The sequence below is a fragment of the Rhodococcus sp. JS3073 genome (assembly GCF_026810085.1).
Taxonomy (GTDB): domain Bacteria; phylum Actinomycetota; class Actinomycetes; order Mycobacteriales; family Mycobacteriaceae; genus Rhodococcus_F; species Rhodococcus_F wratislaviensis.
Map to the genome: position 1 here is coordinate 2199980 of NZ_CP113951.1, position 21566 is coordinate 2221545.

Annotated in this window: 19 protein-coding genes; 14 read left to right on the forward strand and 5 right to left on the reverse strand. The window is 65.0% G+C overall.

What is annotated here, in order from left to right:
• Nucleotides 1–4: 4 nt before the first annotated feature.
• Together OYT95_RS10035 and OYT95_RS10040 are read right to left on the reverse strand one after the other, a co-directional pair.
• A complete protein-coding gene (locus OYT95_RS10035) occupies nucleotides 5–1570 on the reverse strand; it encodes a PucR family transcriptional regulator (protein WP_328286560.1) in 1566 nt (521 codons plus the stop codon).
• 95 nt (nucleotides 1571–1665) lie between these two features.
• Complete coding sequence (locus tag OYT95_RS10040) at nucleotides 1666–3168, reverse strand: helix-turn-helix domain-containing protein (protein WP_268791360.1); 1503 nt, start codon at nucleotides 3166–3168, stop codon at nucleotides 1666–1668.
• 131 nt (nucleotides 3169–3299) lie between these two features.
• On the opposite strand from OYT95_RS10040, the gene OYT95_RS10045 reads away from it, so the two are divergent.
• The 7 genes from OYT95_RS10045 (at nucleotide 3300) to OYT95_RS10075 (ending at nucleotide 10234) form a co-directional block, all read left to right on the forward strand.
• Complete coding sequence (locus OYT95_RS10045; protein ID WP_268791361.1) at nucleotides 3300–4778, forward strand: APC family permease; 1479 nt, start codon at nucleotides 3300–3302, stop codon at nucleotides 4776–4778.
• Nucleotides 4775–5467, forward strand: a complete 693-nt coding sequence (locus OYT95_RS10050) for an SDR family NAD(P)-dependent oxidoreductase (RefSeq protein ID WP_037233241.1) — start codon at nucleotides 4775–4777, stop codon at nucleotides 5465–5467. Before OYT95_RS10045 ends, OYT95_RS10050 begins: the two co-directional genes overlap by 4 nt.
• Nucleotides 5467–6234, forward strand: a complete 768-nt coding sequence (locus tag OYT95_RS10055; RefSeq protein ID WP_037233238.1) for an SDR family NAD(P)-dependent oxidoreductase — start codon at nucleotides 5467–5469, stop codon at nucleotides 6232–6234. Before OYT95_RS10050 ends, OYT95_RS10055 begins: the two co-directional genes overlap by 1 nt.
• On the forward strand, nucleotides 6222–7199 hold the full coding sequence (speB, locus tag OYT95_RS10060; RefSeq protein ID WP_037233236.1) for an agmatinase: 978 nt from the start codon (nucleotides 6222–6224) through the stop codon (nucleotides 7197–7199). The genes OYT95_RS10055 and speB overlap by 13 nt, the downstream gene beginning before the upstream one ends.
• A gap of 38 nt (nucleotides 7200–7237) precedes the next feature.
• The gene (locus OYT95_RS10065; protein ID WP_037233234.1) at nucleotides 7238–8110 is read left to right on the forward strand and encodes a polysaccharide deacetylase family protein; all 873 of its coding nucleotides are present in this window, start codon (nucleotides 7238–7240) and stop codon (nucleotides 8108–8110) included.
• Between the two features lie 62 nt (nucleotides 8111–8172).
• Nucleotides 8173–9252, forward strand: coding sequence for an MBL fold metallo-hydrolase (locus tag OYT95_RS10070; protein WP_268791362.1), 1080 nt, complete (start codon nucleotides 8173–8175; stop codon nucleotides 9250–9252).
• 124 nt (nucleotides 9253–9376) lie between these two features.
• On the forward strand, nucleotides 9377–10234 hold the full coding sequence (locus OYT95_RS10075; RefSeq protein ID WP_235214519.1) for a dihydrodipicolinate synthase family protein: 858 nt from the start codon (nucleotides 9377–9379) through the stop codon (nucleotides 10232–10234).
• Nucleotides 10235–10247: 13 nt separating this feature from the next.
• Here OYT95_RS10075 and OYT95_RS10080 read toward each other — a convergent pair whose 3' ends face one another.
• Entirely contained in the window at nucleotides 10248–10427 is a 180-nt protein-coding gene (locus OYT95_RS10080) for a hypothetical protein (protein WP_268791363.1), read from the reverse strand.
• Nucleotides 10428–11423: 996 nt separating this feature from the next.
• Between OYT95_RS10080 and OYT95_RS10085 the strand changes: the two genes are divergently transcribed.
• The 3 genes from OYT95_RS10085 (at nucleotide 11424) to gvpJ (ending at nucleotide 13225) form a co-directional block, all read left to right on the forward strand.
• Nucleotides 11424–11684 carry a hypothetical protein gene (locus tag OYT95_RS10085; RefSeq protein ID WP_037233228.1) on the forward strand — a complete coding sequence of 87 codons (261 nt, stop codon included), beginning with the start codon at nucleotides 11424–11426 and terminating at the stop codon, nucleotides 11682–11684.
• 408 nt (nucleotides 11685–12092) lie between these two features.
• Nucleotides 12093–12860 carry a hypothetical protein gene (locus OYT95_RS10090; protein WP_268791364.1) on the forward strand — a complete coding sequence of 256 codons (768 nt, stop codon included), beginning with the start codon at nucleotides 12093–12095 and terminating at the stop codon, nucleotides 12858–12860.
• On the forward strand, nucleotides 12857–13225 hold the full coding sequence (gvpJ, locus tag OYT95_RS10095) for a gas vesicle protein GvpJ (protein WP_268791366.1): 369 nt from the start codon (nucleotides 12857–12859) through the stop codon (nucleotides 13223–13225). The genes OYT95_RS10090 and gvpJ overlap by 4 nt, the downstream gene beginning before the upstream one ends.
• Before the next feature lie 331 nt (nucleotides 13226–13556).
• Here the strand turns inward: gvpJ and OYT95_RS10100 are convergent, their stop codons facing one another.
• Nucleotides 13557–14882, reverse strand: coding sequence for an MFS transporter (locus OYT95_RS10100; protein ID WP_442972555.1), 1326 nt, complete (start codon nucleotides 14880–14882; stop codon nucleotides 13557–13559).
• A gap of 243 nt (nucleotides 14883–15125) precedes the next feature.
• Nucleotides 15126–15398, reverse strand: a complete 273-nt coding sequence (locus tag OYT95_RS10105) for a hypothetical protein (protein WP_268791367.1) — start codon at nucleotides 15396–15398, stop codon at nucleotides 15126–15128.
• 699 nt (nucleotides 15399–16097) lie between these two features.
• On the opposite strand from OYT95_RS10105, the gene OYT95_RS10110 reads away from it, so the two are divergent.
• From OYT95_RS10110 to OYT95_RS10125, 4 genes are all read left to right on the forward strand, one after another.
• Complete coding sequence (locus OYT95_RS10110) at nucleotides 16098–17726, forward strand: AMP-binding protein (RefSeq protein ID WP_268791368.1); 1629 nt, start codon at nucleotides 16098–16100, stop codon at nucleotides 17724–17726.
• Between the two features lie 287 nt (nucleotides 17727–18013).
• Complete coding sequence (locus OYT95_RS10115) at nucleotides 18014–18979, forward strand: thiamine pyrophosphate-dependent dehydrogenase E1 component subunit alpha (protein WP_112298989.1); 966 nt, start codon at nucleotides 18014–18016, stop codon at nucleotides 18977–18979.
• Nucleotides 18980–18993: 14 nt separating this feature from the next.
• Nucleotides 18994–20025 carry an alpha-ketoacid dehydrogenase subunit beta gene (locus tag OYT95_RS10120; RefSeq protein ID WP_268791369.1) on the forward strand — a complete coding sequence of 344 codons (1032 nt, stop codon included), beginning with the start codon at nucleotides 18994–18996 and terminating at the stop codon, nucleotides 20023–20025.
• Between the two features lie 2 nt (nucleotides 20026–20027).
• Nucleotides 20028–21563 carry a 2-oxo acid dehydrogenase subunit E2 gene (locus OYT95_RS10125; protein ID WP_268791370.1) on the forward strand — a complete coding sequence of 512 codons (1536 nt, stop codon included), beginning with the start codon at nucleotides 20028–20030 and terminating at the stop codon, nucleotides 21561–21563.
• The last annotated feature ends 3 nt before the right edge of the window (nucleotides 21564–21566 follow it).

A 21566-nucleotide genomic window follows, 5' to 3' on the forward strand; every position in this document is an offset into this window, starting at 1 on the left:
CCACCTAACTGTCGGGGTGCTGTCGCGACTCCCAGCCCATCAGGGCGGCGTGCAGCGACGTGCACACCTCACCGGATCCGAGGTCGACCTCGAGGATCCTCGCGATGGTGGCCAGGCGTTCGTAGAACGACTGGCGAGACAGGCGCGCCGCCCGCGCGGCCTCGGTTTTGTTGGCACGGTGTTCGAGATAGACCCGCAGCACCGCGGTGAGATCGGTTCGATGCCGTGCATCGAACTCGAGGAGCGGGGACAGGGTGCGTTCGACGAACGCCTGGAGCCGGGGGTCGTCGGCGAAGGTGTAGATCAGTCCCCGCAGTCTGATGTCGGGTAGCTGGAAGTACAGCTTGTCCTCGGGGTGTGCGCGCGCGGCTGCGGTGATGTGCAGGGCCTCGGAGAATGCGCCGCGGACGGCATCGAGTCCGGTGATCGGGTCGGCCATGCCGATCAGCGGTGGCTTCTGCGGCGACAGTAGTCGCAGCTGGGTGGCCAGCCTGGTGACCGTAGCCGGTGTCTGTCCGGCGGTGTCGAGGGCGATGAGGATTCCGACGGTGCCGTTGGACAATGTGGTCAGCAAGGCGACGATGCCCGCCGCGTCGAGTGCTCGTGCCACCGCCTGCAGGCGGTCACCGGTCGCGCCGTCCCCAGGGTGCGCGAGTCCGTCGACCACGACCGCGACCAACTGGCGCTTGCCGAGAGAAATCCCCAGAGACGCTGCGCGTGAGTGTATTTCGCTTTCACTTCGGTACCGGCCATCGATGAGGTCGGTCAGAATCGATCGCTGGGCGTGAATTTCGATAGCGGTGCGGTCGCGTTCGAGGACACGGTTGAGGGTCAAGGCGGTCGCCGCGCGTTCGAGGATCATCAGCTCCTCGGACGTGGCCCGATGCGCAGGCAGCATGATCAGTCTGCCGAAGACGTCGCCGTTGGCCTCGACGGAGGTGACCGCCCACTCCTCGGGTCCACAGACCGCCGTTCTCGCGCGTGATTGAGCCGCACGAGAGCGCACATCCCACCGTTGCAACAACATATCGACGGGCCGGCCCGCCGGTTCGTAGGCCAGCACGCGGCGCATCAGGTCCTCGAAGACGACTGGTGCCCGGACCATGTGCGCGGCTTCCCGGACGATGTCGGTCACGTTCGCGCCGTCGACCGATAGTGCGGTGAAGGTGGCGTGGGCGCGTTCGGACAACTGCAGTGCCGCCATCTGCTCGTGCAGGATCTGGGTATGGACCGTCTCGGTGAGTCGGACGAACTCGACAGGCCGGTGGAGCACGATCAGTGGGAGCTGCCGGCGCGCGCAGGCGCGGATCAGGCTGGTCGGCGGGGTGGTGAAGCGTCGACCGAGCTCGATGATCAGACCACTTGCCCCGGCGGTTGCCAGAGCCGCGACGTACTCACGCAGTTCTTCTTCGGTGTCCGCGAGGGCGATACCGGTGGTCAGAATCAGTTCCCCGCCCTGCAGCATCTGCGCGATGTCCGCGAGCTCGCTCACATGGACCCACCGCACCGTGCGGTGCATGTGCCTTTTGCCGGCAGCAACTTCGGGGCGCCCTGACTGCACGACCGGCATCTTGATGATCTGTTCAATGGTGGGTAGCACGGTCGGAGCTCCAGACAGGTGTCGGCGGCGATCGGGTTGCGGGCCCGGATCGGCCGGTGTGTTTCTCAGCCGGGTGTACTCAGCAGGTCACGTGCCCGCAGTGCCAACCACAGCTCGGTGATGTGCGCGGTCGCGGAGAGGTTGCGGCCGGTGATCTCCTCCACCCGACGCATTCGGTAGACCACGGTTTGGCGGTGGACGCCCGTCGCGGCGGCGGCCTGCTGCCAGGAACGGTCATGGGTGAGGAAGATGTCGAGAGTTCTCGTCAGATCACTTCCGTGATCGGCATCGTAGCGCAACAGTGAGCCCAGGACACGGTCCACCACAACCTGCGCTTCTTCGGTATCCCGCAGGACCGACAACAACGTAACGTCCGCATACCTGCTGAGCCGGCTGGGAGCGTTCGCCGCGTCGCGCACCGCCCAGTTCGCCTCACGAACCGCGGCCGCGGCCCGGGCAGGTGAGCCGAGCGGGTCGCTGACGCCGACTGCAGCATCCGGGCCCAGGCGGCGGTGCAGCACGCTGATCGCGTCCGCGGACGCGGGAAGGAGTGCGTAGAGCAGGCTGGACCGTTTGAGCAGGAGGTTGGGAATCCTGCGCCGGTCGAGGCTCAGATGGACGTGCTGCTCCCCGGTCTCGCTCCCGCCTCGGGCGGCGACGAGCACGCAGTCGTCCGCGACGAGGTTGCGCTCGGAGAGCTGCCGGAGAGCGTCGTCCTCGTCGAGCCGGTTGTCGAGCAGATGCGCCAACAGTTCCCCACCGATACGCCGCTCGTGTTCGCGGCGAATGCCTCGTTGGGCGAGCAGGACAGCCGCCGCTGTGGCGATGTGCTGGAGCAGCACGATATCGGGGGCGGCCGCGCGGTGCGCGTAGGTCAGCAGAACGGTGGGCTCTTCGTCGGGAACCTCCACCACCTGCGCTCTCGTGCCTGCGACCTCGATATGAACAACCCCGGGGAGGGCGCCGTCGCGTCGGCGCACCTCCGTCAACAGCGCGTTTCGGAGCCCGTCCGGTATCGCATCGGCGTCGTCGAGAACCGGGCGCCCGGTCTCTGCGTCGAGGACAGCGAGCTTGCACGCTAGATCGCGGGCGAGTTGCGTGAGCGCCCCGTCTCGCGCCGGCTGGGTGACTGATCTGCGGATCATGGTGTAGACCCGCTCGGTCACCGCCATCCGACGACCCTCGTCCGCGGTACTGGCGTCGGCGACGGCCCTCCCGATCGCGGCAAACCCCACCGAATAGGGGGCGTAGATGACGGGGAGGGGCAGCGAGTCCGCCGCCGCGGCGGCTGCCGGGTCCAAGGGCGGTGTCGCGGGGTCGATCCCGAGCACGAGACCGCTGATTCCGTGTTCGACCAGGCCCTCGAGGAGGGCGACCTGGCCGGCCGAGGTGGATGGCAGGGTGCGGCCATTCTTCATGAGCAATTCGCCGCCGGTCATCCATTCCCACGGCCTGTCCAGGTCCGAGGTCTGCGCCCAGGTCACCCGTTTGCCGATGCCCTCACGGCCGGCCTGAAGCTCGAGGCGCAGATGCGGTGTGTCCAGCAGATCGCCCACGCTCAGTCCCATGAGCATTTCTCCTACCGAGTTGGATCTTCATCTAAATGAGATAGTCAAATCTATACTTTTTGAGTATTCACCCCCGGTTGTTCAGGGACCATAGTTGGGCCTCACCAGGATTTTTTGTGAGGAGCACCACCATGGAACTGGACAACCCGGAGATCGCCGTGCATCACGCCCGCTCCTCCCACCCACCCGAGAGCGAACAACTCAACCGCGGATTCAACTTCCGTTCCGCGCTGTCACTCGCCTTCGCCGACGTCTCCCCCATCGTCGCGCTGTACGCGATCTTCACCCTCGGCCTGTTCGCCGCAGGGCCACAATTCTTCTGGGCGTTCCCGATCGTGCTGGTCGGTCAGCTCGCCGTCGCAGCTGTCTTCGGTGAACTGTCGTCACGATGGCCCTACGCCGGCAGCGTCTATCAGTGGGCGCGACATGTCCGCAGCACCACCTGGGGATGGACAGCCGCGTGGGCCTACATGTGGGGTCTGACCATCGCCCTGTCCACCCTCGCCTACGCCGCCGCTGGATTCATCATCGAGGTTTTCGGGGTCGAACATCCCAGCCGGTGGATGACCACCACGCTGGCGGTGGCGATCATCGCGATCGGTACCGCAACCAACATGATCGGCCGGCAGATTCTCAAGATCATGATCATCGCCAGCATCATCTGCGAGGTCGTCGGATCCGTCGGTCTCGGCATCGTCCTGCTCCTGTTCTACCGGGAGAACCCCTTCTCGACGCTGTTCGAGGGACTGCCGAACGCCGGCGCGTGGGCGTCGGGGCCGATGCTGCTGGCCATCGCGTACGCCGGCTTCGCGTTCGTCGGGTTCGAATCCGCAGGCTCGATCGCCGAAGAAGTGGACGACCCCGAACGCAACGTGCCCAAGGCGATTATCCTCGGCCTGCTCAGTGTGGGCCTGATCGTGATGTTCTCCAGCGCGGCACTGATTCTGGCGATTCCGAATCTGAACCAGGTGCTCGCCGAACAGTCGAGCGATCCGGTGGCATCGACCCTTCTCGCGCACCTCGGATCGGGCGTGGCCAAGCCGCTGCTGATCATGTTCGTCATCGGATTCGTCTCCAGCTTCCTCGCGGTCCAGGCGGCGGTCTCCCGGTGCATCTGGGGAGCGGCCCGCGACCGCGGACTTCCCGGATCCTCGGTGCTCGGCAAACTCGCTGGGCCGGAACGGATGCCGATCAACGCGATCGGTCTGACCGCCCTCGTCGCAGCCCTACTGGTTCTGTTGGCCGGATCGAGCTTCTACAACATTCTCGTCAACTTCACCGTGATCGGCTTCTACATCGCGTTCGGCATCCCGGTCATCGGGGCCGCCATCGCACACCTGACCGGCAAGTGGACGCCGGGGCGATTCACTCTCGGCCGCGCGAGCGCGCCGGTGACGTACTTCGCCGCGGTGTGGATCATCTTCCAGACGATCAACGTGGTGTGGCCGCGCACCCAGCCCGGCCAGCCCTGGTACATCAACTGGAGCATGCTGATCACCGCGGTCGGGCTCGGCCTGATCGGTGCCGTGGTCTACCTCGCGGTCAAAGACCGCATCATCGGACCGGTCGGAGACCGCATCCCGAGCACTACCGGAAAGGAACCGCAATGACCCGCATCGCAGTAGTCACCGGCGCCGCGTCCGGCATCGGCGCCGCCGTCGCCACCACACTGACCGACCACGGCTGGACGGTCGCCGGCCTGGACCTCGTACCGACCCCGCACACCAGCTACCACGTCGTCGCGGACGTCTCCGATTCCGAGAGCGTCACGCAGGCGATCAGATCGGTACAACGCGACGTCGGCCTGATCGACGCCCTGGTCACCGCCGCCGGCCACTACTCCACCGCCCCCGTCTCGGACATCACCGGCGACGCCTGGAACAGGATGCTTCGAGTACACCTGGGCGGCCTGCGCAACACCGCCCACGCCGTGTTACCGCAGATGCTCGACCGCGGACACGGATCGATCGTCGCGATCTCCTCCGAATTGGCAATCGGCGGTGGCGACGGCGAAGCACACTACGCCGCGGCCAAAGGGGCGGTCATCGGATTCGTGCGCAGCCTCGCCGCCGAAGTCGCACCGGACGGGGTGCGTGTCAACTCGATCGCCCCCGGCCCCACCGACACACCGATGCTGGCACCCGATTCGCCGTGGCGGGCCCCGGAATACCTCGCCACCCTGCCGGCCCGGCGGCTGTGCCGGCCAGACGAAGTTGCCCGCACCGTTCAGTTCCTCCTCGAGGAAGCCGACTTCTGTACCGGAGAAGTGTTGTCCCCCAACAGCGGAGCGGTGATCTGATGAAAACTCAGCACCAGCAGGGGCGGATCGCACTCGTCACCGGCGCCACCCAAGGCATCGGCAGTTCCATCGCGCAGCGCCTCGCCGCCGATGGGGCGCGAGTCGGTGTCAACGGCCGCAGCGAGAACGCGAGCATGAAAGCCGTCGTCGAACAGATCGACGGCTTCCCGGTGCCCGCCGATATGTCGGACCCCGCCTCGATCCGGTCCGCGGTGGCCGAGATAGAACGCAGCGAAGGGTCCGTCGACATCTTGGTCTGCAATGCCGCGTACATGTCCATGGGCGCACTCGGCGAACACCCGGAAGAGGACTGGTGGAAGATCGTCGAGACGAACCTCACCGGCACCTTCCACACCGTTCAGGCCGTACTGCCCGGCATGCGACGGCGCGGCCGCGGCAACATCGTCATCGTGACCTCCGAATGGGGGGTCACCGGTTGGCCTCGCGCCACCGCGTACGCCGCGTCGAAGTCCGGGCTGATCGCCCTGACCAAGTCCCTCGGACGTGAACTCGCGCCGGAGAACATCACCGTCAACGCCGTCGCACCCGGTGTCATCGACACCCCCCAACTCGAAGTCGACGCCGCCGACGCGCAGATCAGCCTCACCGATATGCACGATCAGTACGCCCACGACATCCCCGTAGGCCGCATCGGCCGACCCGACGAAATCGCCGCAGCTGTCGCCCTACTGGCGCACAAAGAGATCGGCGCCTACGTCGGCCAGACAATTCAGATCAATGGAGGAACAACCCGATGCCGAGCGTGACCAGCAACTCCGCCAACTTTCAGACGACCGCGCCGGTAGGACAGGTCGACGGACTCAGCGTCCCCCGCTACGCGGGTCATTCGACCTTCGCCCGGCTCCCCCGCATCGAGGACGTTCCCCGCTACGACGTCGCGGTCGTCGGCATCCCCTTCGACACCGGGGTGACCTACCGCCCCGGTGCCAGATTCGGCCCCGCACACATCCGCCAGTCCTCCCGCCTGCTGCGCCCCTACAACCCGGCCCTCGATGTCGAGCCTTTCGCACGCCAGCAGGTCGTCGACGCCGGCGACATCGCGTTCAACCCCTTCGACATCGACACCGCCGTCGCCCAGATCGAAACCAGCGCCTACGAGCTCATCAAGGACGGCGCCACACTCGTCACCCTCGGCGGTGATCACACCATCGCGTACCCCCTGCTCAAGGCCGTCAACCGGGTGCACGGACCGGTCGCCCTCGTCCACTTCGACGCGCACCTGGACACGTGGGACACCTACTTCGAGACTCCCCTGACCCATGGGACCCCATTCCGACGCGCGGCCGAGGACGGTCTGTTCGTCTACGGCCACAGCGCCCACGTCGGCATCCGCGGCTCGCTGTACTCGCCGAACGACCTGGCATCCGATGCCGAACTCGGCTTCCAGATCGTGCACTGCCGGGAATTCACCCGCCGGCCGATCGACGACATCATCGACCAGCTCCGCCAGACCATCGGTGAGACACCGCTGTACGTCTCCATCGACATCGACGTGCTCGATCCCGCGCACGCCCCCGCGACCGGAACCCCCGAGGCCGGCGGGATGACCAGCCGCGAACTGCTCGACATCATCCGCGGCTTCGACGGACTCAACCTCGTCGGCGCCGACATCGTCGAGGTCTCCCCCGCCTACGACCACGCCGAGATCACCGGCGTGGCCGCAGCGAATCTCGCGTACGAGTTCACCTCCCTGCTGGCGAAGAAGTCGTGAGCACCAATGCGTCACCGGGAGCAAAGGACCGTTAAGACATGACGACACCCGCCGCCCCAGTCCAGTGGCCCCACGGGAAGAAGGCCGCGGCCTGCTTCACCTTCGACGTGGACGCCGAATCAGCCCTGCTCGGCGTGTCCACTCAGCACGCGGACCGCATGACCGCGATGTCTCACCAGGCCTACGGACCCCTGGTCGGCGTACCCCGCATCCTCGACCTGCTCCACCGGCACGACGTCACCTCGACCTTCTTCGTCCCGGGGTACACCGCCCACCGGTATCCGGATGTCATTCGAGCGATCGCCGATGCCGGCCACGAGATCGCCCACCACGGCTACCTGCACGAATCGATGGCCGGCCTCACCGCAAAGGAGGAGGCGACGATCCTCGACCGCGGCCTCGATGCCCTCGAGACCGTCACCGGGCAACGCCCGGTCGGCTACCGGGCCCCCATGTGGGAACTGAACTGGCACTCCCCCGGGCTGCTGGCCGATCGTGGCTTTCTCTACGACAGCAGCCTCATGGACGCCGAGCACCCCTACGAGCTCTCCATTTCGGGCAAGAGATCGATAGTCGAAATACCCATCCAATGGGCACTCGACGACTGGGAACAGTACTGCTACATCCCGGACTTCTCCGGGTCGGGCCTGATCGAAAGCCCGCGCAAGGCCGCCGAGATCTGGGGTCTCGAGTTCGAAGGGATCCGTTCGGTCGGAGGGTGCTTCGTACTCACCAACCACCCCTTCCTGTCCGGCCGGCCGTCCCGAGCCTTAGTACTCGAGGAACTGATTCGATATGTCAGTTCCCAGGACGACGTGTGGCTTACGTCCATGAGCGCCATCGCCTCACACATCAGAGGACTCGTACTCACGCCACGCTCGATCGAGCGGCCTGATCCAAACGACTTCTAAAGGTCAGGCGGAGATGTCGTGAACCGCCGCGCCCAAGTCGAGTGACGTGTTAGAACGAACGGGTGGCACTCGGCGAACAGATCGAGATCGACGTTCGGACACGCATGATTGCGGGTCAAGAGCTCGATATGGCCGCTCGCCAACCAGACGTGGGCAACGTGATCGTTCACCGAGCCGGAGATCTCCTGGTACTCGTCGACAGCGGGGTCACATCCGTCATCCGCGACGCGATCCGGACCGCTGCCGACGACCTCGCTCCGTGGTCGAAGATCCTGCTGCTCACCACCCACGGTCACCCCGACCATGTCGGGAACAACGACATCATCACAGACCTCGGCAAGGGACTCGACAAATCGAACGTGCACCATTTCGTCAGCGCACACGACGCGAGCCAGTACCACGATCACGGGCTCCCCTACTGGACAACGAGCCTTGATCGCGTGTCCGGCTTGGTACCGGGCTTCGAGGATCCGTCTGCGGCAACTCGACAGCTCCTCGCCATGTACCAGCCCTACGTTCCCATCACCGACATCACCCGGACCTACGAGGAACTCCCGCTCGAGCACCTCGCCATCGGCTCTCAACACATGTCGGGTTGGTCGTTCGGAGACGGTGCCGTTCAGGTCATCCGCACCCACGGCCACTGCGCCGGCCAGGTCGTCGTCCACCTTCCCGAGGCGCGGTTGCTGCACCTGTCCGACGAACCGAACGGCCCGTGCGGCGCGATGCACGATGCCAACCAGATGAATATCTTCGCCGCGCTCGCCCAGGCGCTGACGCTGGTCGAGACCGATGCTGTCGACATCGTCACCGAAGGCCATGCGTTCGAGGTGTTCGATCGCCCGACCGCAGCCGAGCGTCTGTCGACGCTGCTCGATCAGGCTGCGGCGCTGGACGGCGCCGCACAGGCACTGCTCAGCGGTGGCATCGACGACCTTCCGGCGTTCGTCGACGCCTTCGTTGCGCGCTCCCAGGCGCTTGGCGTATCGGGCGCGAACCCGAACCCCATGTTCAACACCATGATGACGATCGCCAAACTGCGCGAGCTGGGCCTCGTCGCGAAAGGCAAAGGTCCGCAACAGACATGGAGCCGACCCGTGCTCGACGACTCGATGGGCGCACCGTCGTCATCGGTTGAATGACCCCTCGACCGACGTAGTTGCTGTGCGCCTTCCGTCCCACTCGCCTCGACGAGTTTTGTCCCACACCCGAGCGAAGTGAGGTTCGACGATGTTCACCGGACTGTCCGCCTTCCCCCTTACGCCGATGAACGAGACGGAAATCGACGAGTCCGCGTTCTCCGGAATTGTCTCGCGACTGGCTGACGCGGGTGTCGAATCCATCGGCGCCCTCGGGTCCACCGGTAGCTACGCCTACCTGACCAGAGAAGAGCGCAAGCGGGTCGCACAGCTCGCTGTGGCCGCAGCGGGCACCACACCGGTCATGATCGGTATCGGGTCGCTGCGCACGGCGCACGTCCGCTCCCTCGCCGAGGATGCACAAGATGCGGGCGCCGCCGCGGTGCTGCTGGCACCGATGTCCTATCAACAACTGACCGCAGAGGAAGTGTTCGGCCTGTACGAAGCGGTGACACGTGAACTGTCCGTGCCGCTGTGCGTCTACGACAATCCCGGTACCACCCACTTCACCTTCACCGATGAACTGCACGGCCGCATCGCCGAACTTCCGAAGATCGGATCGATCAAGATTCCCGGTGTCCCTGTCGACCCCGCCGAGGCAGCCGGTCGAGTGAAGTCCCTCCGATCTCACATCCCGTCGACGGTCACGATCGGTGTCAGCGGAGACCCCTTCGCCGCGGCAGGCCTCGACGCCGGCTGCGACGTTTGGTACAGCGTGCTTGCCGGCGTGCTTCCCAAGCCATGTCTGGCCCTTGCCCGCGCATCCCGGAACGACGACCAGAACACCGCCACCGCGCTGTCGAATCGACTCGAACCCATCTGGGAATTGTTCCGGACCCATGGGAGCCTGCGCGTCGTATCCGCCATCGCCGAACACCTCGGCCTCGTCGAATCGCCCAATCTCCCGCTGCCGGTACGGGGGCTCGCCGAGGCCGCACGTTCAAAGGTCGCCAGCGCGCTCGAGCAGGTCCACGATCTGCTGTGATCTCCGCCGAGGCTTAGGCCCAGACGAGGGCCGGCCTGTTCACCGCGCTGGCGGTGAAGAACTCGGCGGCCGTGCGCGCAGACGCCTCGGCGCCGTCCAGGAACCCCTCCAGATTGGCCGTGGCGGGGTTGAGAGACCGGATGCGGCCCGAACCCAACTCCCATAGCCCCAGCGGGGTCGGCGTGCATCCCAAACGCCGCGGTCCCCGCGCGCCGCCGAATGCGGGCCGAAGAAGTGACGGTGACGGCGGGCGCCCTTTGTACATGCTGCGCGCCGGGAAGTCCGGCATCCGCCACTCTCGTGCAACGGGAGATAATAATGCGGGACTATCGGGCATCCAGAATCGGCAAAAATCACGTGCACATATTCGGAGGCGGCCCACATTTACGGGCGACGCCCAATTCGAGCGGCCCAGATTCTCGAGCCGCGGTTCGCACAAGGTCATTCCGGGTCGGGCCGGCCCGATTTCAGGGTGACGATATCGACTCTCTGCCGACCGGTCCCCGTACACCGAGTGCACTTCCCGGCCGAGGACGGCGGTTGGGGGCAGGCGGTAGCCTCGCGAGTGATCGCGCTGATCAGGGCGGTGGCCCGGCCGCCCCCAGGCGAGCCGGGGCACCGCTGTCCCGGATTGCTCCGTCGGTCATCCAAATCCGATGCCGCCGCCGAAGGTGACGCTCAGCCACTTCAGGAACGCCTCGAACGCGACATTGAAGTCGATTCCTGCAGAACCCATCAGAATTCACTCCTTTCCCGGTGATGAATCCACGGGATCATCAAGCCCCGCTTACTGTGCCTATCGCAATCGGGGTCGATGAGTGTTTCGCGAACAAGAAACTTTCTCACATAATGAAATCAACAAACCGCCCATATTGTTCCGGCAAATCAAATAGAGAATGGGTGACAGTGAATTATCGGGACATTTGTTTCTCGTGTGCATTCGCGTGACCCACGAGGCTGCCCGGTCTGCCATCGCGGCGCGCACCGTCCTCAGCAGGTACCCGCAAGCGAGTGCGATACGCGGATCGCCCTGAAGGTCGCACACCCCCCGGGGGGTGCAGCGCGGCGCCGGTCCGCGGCGTGACAACCCGGAGGCCATGAGGATGGCCGATCGCGCAGCGGGCGCGACGCCATTGTGCCTATGATCCGGGCGCGTGGCCCAGCGTGGCCGACCGGAAGGTGTAGATCGATGCCCGAGAACAAGAACACACCGAAACCCGAACCTGGTCCGCTCGGCGCGGGCGCACGTGTGCTGGTGCGCCGACCGTCCGAAGCGGCGCAGACGGGTCGGATCATCGAGGACTACGCCGAGCTGACCGACACCGAGGAGCGCGGGCACGCCTGGGCGCCGGTGCACCGGTGGGCGGTCGCCCTCGACGACGGGCGGCTGGTGTTCGCAGACACCGACGACCTGACAGCCGACCCCGGCACGACGGAAATGGGCAAGTAAGGCCGGCAGGCCCCCGACCGGTCCAACGGCCAGGCACAGGCGGGGTCACACCACCTTCACGCTGCCGGTGAAGAAGAACGGCGCCGCGCGCCCGAAGCAGAAGACGGTCACTTCGACCGCTTCGCGAAGCCGCGCGGGTCACCGCGCGGCACGGACGGCCGCGCCGAGTCCGTCCGCGAACCGGCCTGTACCAGGGTGGACGGCGTTCGAGGAGCCGACCGGCCGGCCGGTGTCGCCACACGTCACAGGCACCGATCAATTCCAACTCCTGACCGATTGAAAATGAGTCGTTGGGGGTAGCCGATTCGGAGTGGTCCGCACGGCACTCGCTGATCTCGGGTGCCGGCGGCTGCTCCAGCCCGACCGGGGTCGTCCAACGATCGCCGATCCGGGTGAAGGGAGTCGACAATGATGACCCGATTGCAGATCGCGGCAGCGGTGGTCGTGGGCTACTGGATGGGGCGAGCACACCGGACGAAACTGGGACTGCTGCTCGCCGCGGCGAGCGCCGGCCGCCTCGCCGGGGGACCTCAGGAGATGGTGGACCGGGCGACCAAACTCCTCCAATCCTCACCCCAATTCGCCGAACTCAGCGAATCGGTACGGGGCCAACTCCTCGACGCCGTGAAAGTGGCAGCCATGACCGCCGCGACCGCCCGGATCGACGCCCTCAACAACCGATTGCTCTCCGGCTCCGACGAAATTCTCGAGACCGCCGAAGACCTGGTCGAGAACACCGCGGACATGGCCGCAGACGTCACCGACGACACCGCGGAGACGGTCGGGGACGTCACCGACGACACCGCGGGCACGGTCGCGAAACTCGCCGGGGGCACACTCGGCGCAGTGGGTGCGTTGGGGCGCAGGAAGCGGCCGAAGAAAGCACCGCCACCGGACGAGACCGACGAGACCGACGAAGCCGACGAGGACACCACGGGCAGGGTGCGGAAGCTCACCCACGACGCCGTGGGCCTGGTGGGGCGCAAGAAGCGGCCGAAGAAGGCACCGCCACCGGAGGAGGACGATGACGAGGACGAGGACGACGAGGGGATGGCAGAGAAGGCCGAGGAACGACCGGCGCGGCAACCGACCCGCAGGCGTAGTGACGAGCCGCCCCGCAAGCGAAGCGCCCCGGCGAAAACCTCCGGCACCCGGAAGCGGGGAGTGCAGCGATGACCACAACGGGTGGTCCGAGCTCGAGCAGCCTGGCCGACGTCATCGACACCATCTTGGACAAGGGCCTGGTCATCGACGCCTACGTGCGGGTCTCACTGGTCGGTATCGAACTGCTCACTATCGACGCCCGCATCGTCGTCGCCAGTGTCGACACCTACCTCCGGTTCGCCGAGGCGGTGAACCGGCTCGAGATCGGCAGCGAACCCAAGGGCCTGACCGACCTCGTCTCCGACGTCAAAGGCAGCGGCAGCACGAAATCCAAGACCAAGGGCGTCCTCGAGGGCGTCGGCGAAACGCTCAGTGAACTGCTCAGTGGATCCGGCAGCGAACGCGAACCCGCACCACCCCGGCGGGGACGGAAATGACATCCCCGACGACGTCGACAGCAAACTCGCCGAATGCCAGACCATCACGCCGGAGGTGTGCAGATCCTCCAGTGGAGACGGCCACGGTGAGGCAGTCCGACTCCCCCTCCAGCACAGCCGGATTGGCGCCAGTCCGGACTGAGAACCCGCAAGAGACCACTCGCGACGTCCTGCGCCCACCAGAACGATCTGCTGCGATCACCACCACGTTCGCCGACTGTTATCCATCCATCCAACCTGAAGTCTCCGGACCAGCGGACGGGCGACCACGGTGACGACGCTGCTCTCTCCGATCCCCAGCCTCGACGGACGATGATTCGGGTACGGGTTGCTACGACCGTTCACGGATGAGCTTCCGATCACGGTCGGGGTGCGCGAAGACCAATGCCAGGACTGCCGCGACGAGTCCGAGCCCTCCGAGCAATTGGAATGCCAAGAGATAACCCGCGGCCGGAGTCGCTGCGTTGTCGACGATCAAACCGGTGGCATACGGTGCGATCAGGCCACCGACAGCCATCAGCGCAATGAAGGTACCCATCGTTCCTGCGGTCTGCTGCGGCGGACACAGTTCCGAGATGGCCGAATTCACCAGAGGGAAAACCATTGCCGAGAATCCGTAGCCGATCGAGATAGCCACGACGGCCACGATCGGGGTGTCGAACACAGGCATTGCCATCAGAACGCTTCCGCACACGATGACACCGATGCAGGGCACGATGATCCGGACCAGACGAGCCGAGGCGCCGCGTTGCCGCAGGCGGTCTGTGACCGCGCCCGACATGATCATCAGAACGAGGCTGACGATGGATGGCAACGCGAACAACGATCCGGCCTGCATGGCGCTGAATCCCAGTCCGACTTCGAAGTACGACGGCAGCCACGTCAACACCATGGTTACCAATGCGTACACGACTATGACGAGGACGGCGCAACTGACGAACGTGCGTGAGAGGAATATCGTGCGCCACGGAGCGCTGGGTTCGGTTCCTCCAATGTCCGAATCCAACTCGGCGGAGGCCTTGCCCGCGTAGGGGCCCTCGGACCAACTTGCCAGCCAGCACACCGCCCAGACTGCGCCGAGCCCGCAGAGCCCGAGAACTGCTGTACGCCATCCATATTCAATGGTTACGAACGTCAGTATCGGCGCCAGGGCGATCTTGGCCATCGACGAGGCACCAGTCAATAACGCACTCGGAAGGCCACGCTTGGCAGGAGGATGCCACGAGTACGTAGCGGTATGCATGAGCCCAGCGCTCGGCCCCTCGGCGAGCCCGAGGAGCATGCGACTGACGATGAGCATCGTCACACTCGCGGCGACAACCAGCGGGAGCATCACCACGGACCATGCAACGGCGAGCGCCAGCAGTGACCACCGCAGTGTCACATACTTGTTGATTGGGCCTGCGAAGAAGCCCCCAATAGTGAAGGCGAGGAAGAACAGAGAACCGGCCAAACCGATTTGAGAGGCGGTCAAGCCGAGTTCCCTGGCGAGCGGCTGGGCAATGACACCCAAGACGACCTTGTCACCCCAGTTGACGATATAGAGGAAGACGACAAGTCCGGTCATCCCCCACGCGCGGCCACTGCTTTTCAGAATTCCTGCGCCAGAGGAGGAATGGGGGGTCTGTTTGTCTCGAGCGACTTCACCTGTGGTCACGGGAGTCCTTTGTTATGGGATCGCACGGTCGCCATCTGTGCAGTACGAAGATGCAGTAGACCCATTGAAGGTGACCCATGACACACAAGCAAACTGCGATTGCTTATCGCCCCGATAGACCCTTCCTATGGAAACTCACGCCGGGGCGGGCTTTCCGCAGCGTGTGGCACGTCCCCGGGTATCTCCGTTCCCGTGCCACGAGCCGCGGCGTGATTGGTGCCGTCCGTTCACGTGGCCCCCGAATCAGCTGATTTCACCCCGCGAGCTCTCGTTCACTGTGCCCACGTGCGATCGCGGCATGATGAACAGGGCTTCGGCTTCGATGCAGGTCGCTCCGGAGCCATCAGCAAGATGGCCGCGCACAATTGCCTTTCTGCCGTCGACCGAAGCGGTCCACGCTTCCAACCTGATGTGCCCGAGCTTGGTGATCCGCTTGAAGGTCGTCGTGAGATACACGGTCATACCGGCATTTCCGCCGGCACCTGCGGCCTCACCGAGCAATTGGTCGAGGAGCATCGCACAAACCCCTCCGTGGACCTGTCCCGGAGCGCCCTCGTAAAGGCATCCCAGGTCGAGTTCCGCGCGTGCACGACCGTCCGGCAGTCGGTGAACGGTCATCGGTGGCGCCACCGGGTTCCGACGGCCGACCACGGCGTTACCGAAGTCATTCCGCAGCGGCCCTCCAATATCGAACAGGTCACCCGGAGTCCGATCGGGCACCGACGAGCGGAGACGCCGGGTGAGGTGTTCGAGCCGAGAAGCGACGTCATCGGCGATTGCCACGTCGACGTCTGCTCGCATCTGCGCCTCCATGAATGCCCGGGTGGCGTCGGCCAATCGGCGGAGATGCGCAGGTGCGTCGACAGTTTGAACAATGGATTCGGACCACGATGACTCGGCGGTGTGCAATGGCGATTCAGCCATGGAGTACTCCTGGGATGTGTCAGACAGTTGACGGAAGTCACGCTGCGGGTTAGCTTACAATCGTTCGAACCTCTCGTCGCTAGTGCCGATAGGTTCGGAATCGCTTGCAGTCGAGCGCTGTCCGCATACGGGTTCGTCTCACCGACCAGGAATGCGACGGATCGCGACTCTTCCTGCACCGCGCAGTCACACACGAGTTGAAACAGGCTCTCCTGCCGTCGATCACCCCTCATGCACAGTCGCGGGACCACACCCGATCAACCAGCAAGCGCCAAGGACACAGTGAGACATATGAATACATCAGCGAACCGAGCAACTTCCCGCGACAGTGCACCGTATGATCCGGAAGTGACCAGCCCCAGCGGGCACCTCACATGGACTGATCAAGTCGCTCGACACGCTGCGGTGAAGCCAGGCAGTGCTGCCATGCGGTATTCAGGTCGATCCCTGACGTGGTCCCAGTTGGACGGCCGGTCACGACAGTTGGCACAGTGGTTGAAACACCGAGGAATCGGCCGCGGTGACCGCGTGCTGTTCGCGATGTCGAACGGACCCGAGTTTCCGATTGCTCTGCTGTCGGTCCACCACCTGGGGGCCATCGCCGTTCCGGTGAACTTCCGTCTCGCCCCACCGGAGGTGGAGTTCCTTGCGTCCGATGCGGCCGTGTCGGCCGTCATCGTCGATGACGATCTGCTTGCCCTGGTAGAACCCACGCTGCGGCGCCATCCCGATCTCCCCTACGTCGTGAACGGTGGCCGGAGCAGATCCGATAACCGATCGACACGGCTGGCCGACCTCACACCCGGCGACAGACCCCCTTCACCACTGCCTGGGCCGGCCTCGACGGGCGACGTCGCGGTCATCATGTACACCTCGGGAACCACAGGTCTTCCGAAGGGGGCAATGCTCAGCTTCGAGAACCTGCTTGCGGGCGCCGTCACGTCCATTCATATGAACCAGCTGTTCTCCGAGAACGCGGTTCGTCTTGTCACCACCCCCTTCTTTCACATAGCAGCTATGACCACGCTGCTCAGCAGTCTCACGATGGGGCAGACGTGTGTGATCAACCCCAGCGGCAACTTCGACGCGGAGACGTTCCTCGACCTGATCGAGACCGAAATGGTGAACAATGTGTTCCTCGTGCCCACTCAATGGGAGATGGTGTGCGCCGCCGAGAGCCTGCCTTCGAGGAATCTCAGCCTCCGTACCGTGTCCTGGGGGGCCGCCCCTGCCTCGCAGCAACTCTTGCGCAAAATGGCGGAAGTTCTTCCCGGTGTCCGGATCGTATCGACCCTCGGCCAGACCGAGACGTCGGCAGTGACCACCTGGATTTCCGGTGACGAGTGGTTGAAACGACCCGGGTCGGTGGGCCGACCGGTCCCGACGGTGGCAGCCCGAGTCGTCGACGCCGACATGAACGACGTCCCGGTCGGTGCACCAGGGGAGATCGTCTACCGCGGTGCCGGGGTGATGCAGGGCTACTGGAATCGTCCGGCGGAGACCGAAGCCGCGTTCCACGGTGGGTGGTTCCACTCTGGCGACGTCGTCCACAGGGACGAGGACGGCTATTTCTACGTCGTGGATCGTCTCAAGGACATGATCATCTCCGGCGGAGAGAATATCTATCCGGCCGAACTCGAATCGGTCCTCGCCGAGCACCCCCGGATTCGTGAAGTAGCCGTTGTTGGCAAACCGCATCCGAAGTGGGGAGAAACTCCGATCGCGTGCATCGTGCCGACAGACGACGATCCCGTGACACACCATGAGGTGGTCGCCTGGATCACCGCACGCCTGGCTTCATTCAAGAAGCCGTCCGAGACGATCAATCTCGATTCCCTACCTCGCAACGTGTCCGGCAAGGTCCGGAAGAACGTGCTTCGTGAGGTCGTCCAGTCCGGGGTCGGTGATCGCACGTCGTGAGGTGACCAAGGCAATCCCGGCCGCCGATGAGCCTGGTGTCCCTCGCTGCTCGACTGCCTCTACGTCACCCTCCTCCCGACTACGAGTCGGCCGCCTCGCCGAGTTCGACGTGTTCGAGCCAGATCCGCTCCTGTTTCGCATCCACCGATTGACACATTGCAATCGGCTGCAACGTTTATTGCGCACGTCATATCTCCCTACATTCATGACCCGGGTTACACGAGGCACGAACCGTTCCGACGCGGGCCCCGACGTAGCCGGCGAAACGTAGCAACCAAGGGAGTGCAATGGCGCTGAACAAGAACTCGTTACTGAGCGCGTATCGGAAGATGTCCGAGATCCGAGCGTTCGAAGACCGCCTCCACGAGGAGAACGCCACCGGCGACATCCCCGGATTCATCCACCTGTACTCCGGTCAGGAAGCCATTGCCGTCGGCGTGTGCGAGAACCTGCAGGATACCGATTACATCGGGTCCACCCACCGCGGCCACGGGCACTGCATCGCCAAGGGTTGCGACCTGCACGGGATGATGGCGGAGATCTTCGGCAAGGACGACGGCCTCTGCCACGGCAAGGGCGGCTCGATGCACATCGCCGACCTGTCGGTCGGCATGCTGGGAGCGAACGCCATCGTCGGCGGGGCACCCTCCCTGGCCATCGGTGCGGCGCTCAGCGCGAAGACACTACGAAACGGCGGCGTCGCGGCCTCGTTCACCGGCGACGGCGGTTCCAACCAGGGGACGGTCTTCGAAGCCATGAACATGGCTGTCGTGCTCGACCTTCCCATCGTCTTCGTCACCGAGAACAACGGATTCGGCGAGGCCACCGGACGGGACTACGCCGTCGGCGCACCCAGCATCGCCTCTCGCGCGGCGTCCTTCGGCATGCCTGCCGTCACCGTCGACGGCACCGACTTCTTCGCCGTGTACGAGGCAACCCGTGAGGCCGTCGAGCGTGCCCGGATGGGAGGCGGCCCCACCTCGATCGAGGCGATCGCGTACCGCTGGCACGGACACTTCGAGGGTGACGCGCAGCTGTACCGCACCGCGGATCAGGTCGCGGAACTGCGCAAGACGAAGGACCCGCTGCTGAACTTCCGCAACCACCCAGACAGCAAGAAGGTGTCCGCGAAGGAACTCGACGCGATCGATTCCGACGCGCGAGCCCGCGTGGACGATGCCGTCGCGAAGGCCCGGAAGGCCGAATACCCGCCGCTTGCAAACCTTCTGACCGACGTCTACGTGTCGTACTGAGAGTGAGAACAGAAATGACAACGTCGAAGACGACGTATCGCGAAGCAATCAAGGCCGCGCTCGCCCAGGAGATGGAACGCGACGCGACGGTAGTGCAGATCGGTGAAGATCTGCGTGGTGGTCAGGCGGGGACCAATCCGGAACTCGAGTCCGGAAAACTCGAGGCGTTCGGTGGTGTGCTGGGTGTGACCAAGGGCTTGTGGACAGAATTCGGTTCCGACCGGGTCATAGACACCCCGATCACCGAGTCCGCGATCATCGGTATGGCGGCCGGCGCGGCGTTGACCGGACTGCGTCCGGTCGCCGAACTGATGTTCAGGGACTTCTTCGGAGTCTGCTACGACGCGCTGTACAACCAGGCCGCGAAGTTCCGCTACATGTTCGGCGGGAAGGCCCGCACCCCACTCGTCGTGCGCGGCATGATCGGTGCCGGATTCTCGGCGGCGGCGCAGCATTCGCAGTCCCCGTACAACGTGTTCGCCGCGGTTCCCGGTCTCAAGGTGGTGGCCCCGTCCAACGCGTACGACGCCAAAGGTCTTCTCATCCAAGCCATTCGTGACGACGACCCCGTGGTGTTCTGCGAGCACAAGACTCTGTACGACCTCAAGGGCGAGGTGCCCGACGAGCCGTACACCATCCCGTTCGGTGTCGCCAACTACACCAGGGAGGGCACGGACGTCACGATCATCGCGCTGTCGGCGATGGTGAATGCCGCCAATACGGCCGCCGACAAACTTGCCACCGAGGGCATCTCCGTCGAAGTGGTCGACCCGCGGACCGTCTCACCCCTCGACGAGGAGGGCATCCTCGAATCCGTCGCGTCCACCGGGCGGGTGGTGATCGTCGACGAGTCCGCGGCCCGATGCGGATTCGGTCACGATGTCGCCGCGCTGATCGCCACCAAGGCGTTCGGTTCGCTGAAGGCACCGATCGAGTTGGTCACCCCACCGCACACCCCGGTGCCGTTCTCCCCCGTGCTCGAACAGGCATGGCTTCCCAACGCGGCGCGCATCGAGGCCGCGGTACGCAAGGTGGTGACCGCCTGATCATGAGTGACATCAAATTGATCGAAGTTCCCAAATGGGGCCTGTCCATGGACGAGGGCACCGTCACCGAGTGGTTGATCGACGAAGGAACCCCTTTTTCGAAGGGCGATCTGATCTGCGAGATCGAGACCAGCAAGATCACCAACGAGTTGGAGGCGCCGTTCGACGGAGCGCTTCGTCGCATCGTCGCCGAGCCGGGTGCCACGTTGCCGGTGGGTGCGGTCCTGGCCGTATCGGCTGACGCGGCCGTTTCCGACGCCGAGATCGAGGAATTCCTGACCGGCATCGGAGCGGATTCCGTCCCCGCATCCGAGCCCGAGCGGTCGCCGGGTGGACAACCCACCCCCGCGGAACCGCGGGTGACACCCACCCCGCCGGCGCCGGCGGCACAGGAGCCGGCGAGGACGCCCGGCGCGACGACTGTCCCGGATTCGCTACGGGGACAGACGAAGGATGACGTGTTCGCGACACCGCACTCCCGCCGATTGGCAGGCGAGTTGTCGATCGACCTGGGCCGGGTGGCCGGGACCGGTCGCGACGGCCGGATCTCCGTCGCGGATGTCCACGACGCGATTCGCTCGGCAGGTGGAACCGTCGCGGAAGCACCGTCTCCGACCCGATCGGGTGTGCCAGGACGCTCGTCCGACGACGACAGCGGAGTCAGTGCGACGCCGGTGGCGCGTCGACTGGCGAAATCCCTCGGCATCAATCTGCACGATTGCCGGGCCACCGGTTCGCGGGGACGCGTCTGCGAGTCGGACGTCCGGGAAGCCGAACGGACGTTTCGGCTGCTTCCCGATCCGGTGGCGGCGTCCACGGGCGGAGCGGACACCCCACAGCACACGTCGCCCGAGTTCGAGACGATCCCGTTCAACTCGATGCGGAAGGCGATCGGTCAGCGGCTGCAGGAATCGAAACGCAACGCCCCGCACTTCCGGCTCACCGTGGACCTCGAGATCGACAATCTCCTCGCGCTCCGCAAGGAGATCAACGCGACCGTGCCCTCGGTCAAGCTGTCGGTCAACGACTTCGTCGTCAAGGCCTGCGCGGCGGCGCTGCGCAGGGTCCCCGACATGAACGTCCAGTTCGACGAAGCGGCCCAGTCGGTGCTGAGATTCTCCGCCGCCGACATCTCGGTGGCCGTCGCCTTGCCGTCGGGTCTGATCACGCCCATCGTTCGCGGGGCGGAGAGTAAGAGCCTCGCCGAGATCTCCGGTGAGGTCCACGCATTGGTGACGAAGGCCAAGACCGGCAAGCTGACCCCCGAGGAGTTCCAGGGCGGCACGTTCACCATCTCGAACCTCGGCATGTTCGGCGTGCGTGAATTCGACGCGATCATCAACCCACCGCAAGGCGCAATCCTCGCCGTCGGTGCGGGGCAGCAACGGCCGGTCGTCGTCGATGGCCGGGTGGAGGCCCGCACGGTGCTGACCGTGACGCTCTCCTGCGACCACCGGGTGATCGACGGCGCCCTCGGCGCGACGTTCCTGCAGGAACTGCGGCGCTTCGTCGAGTCACCCGCGTTGATGCTGGTCTAGGGG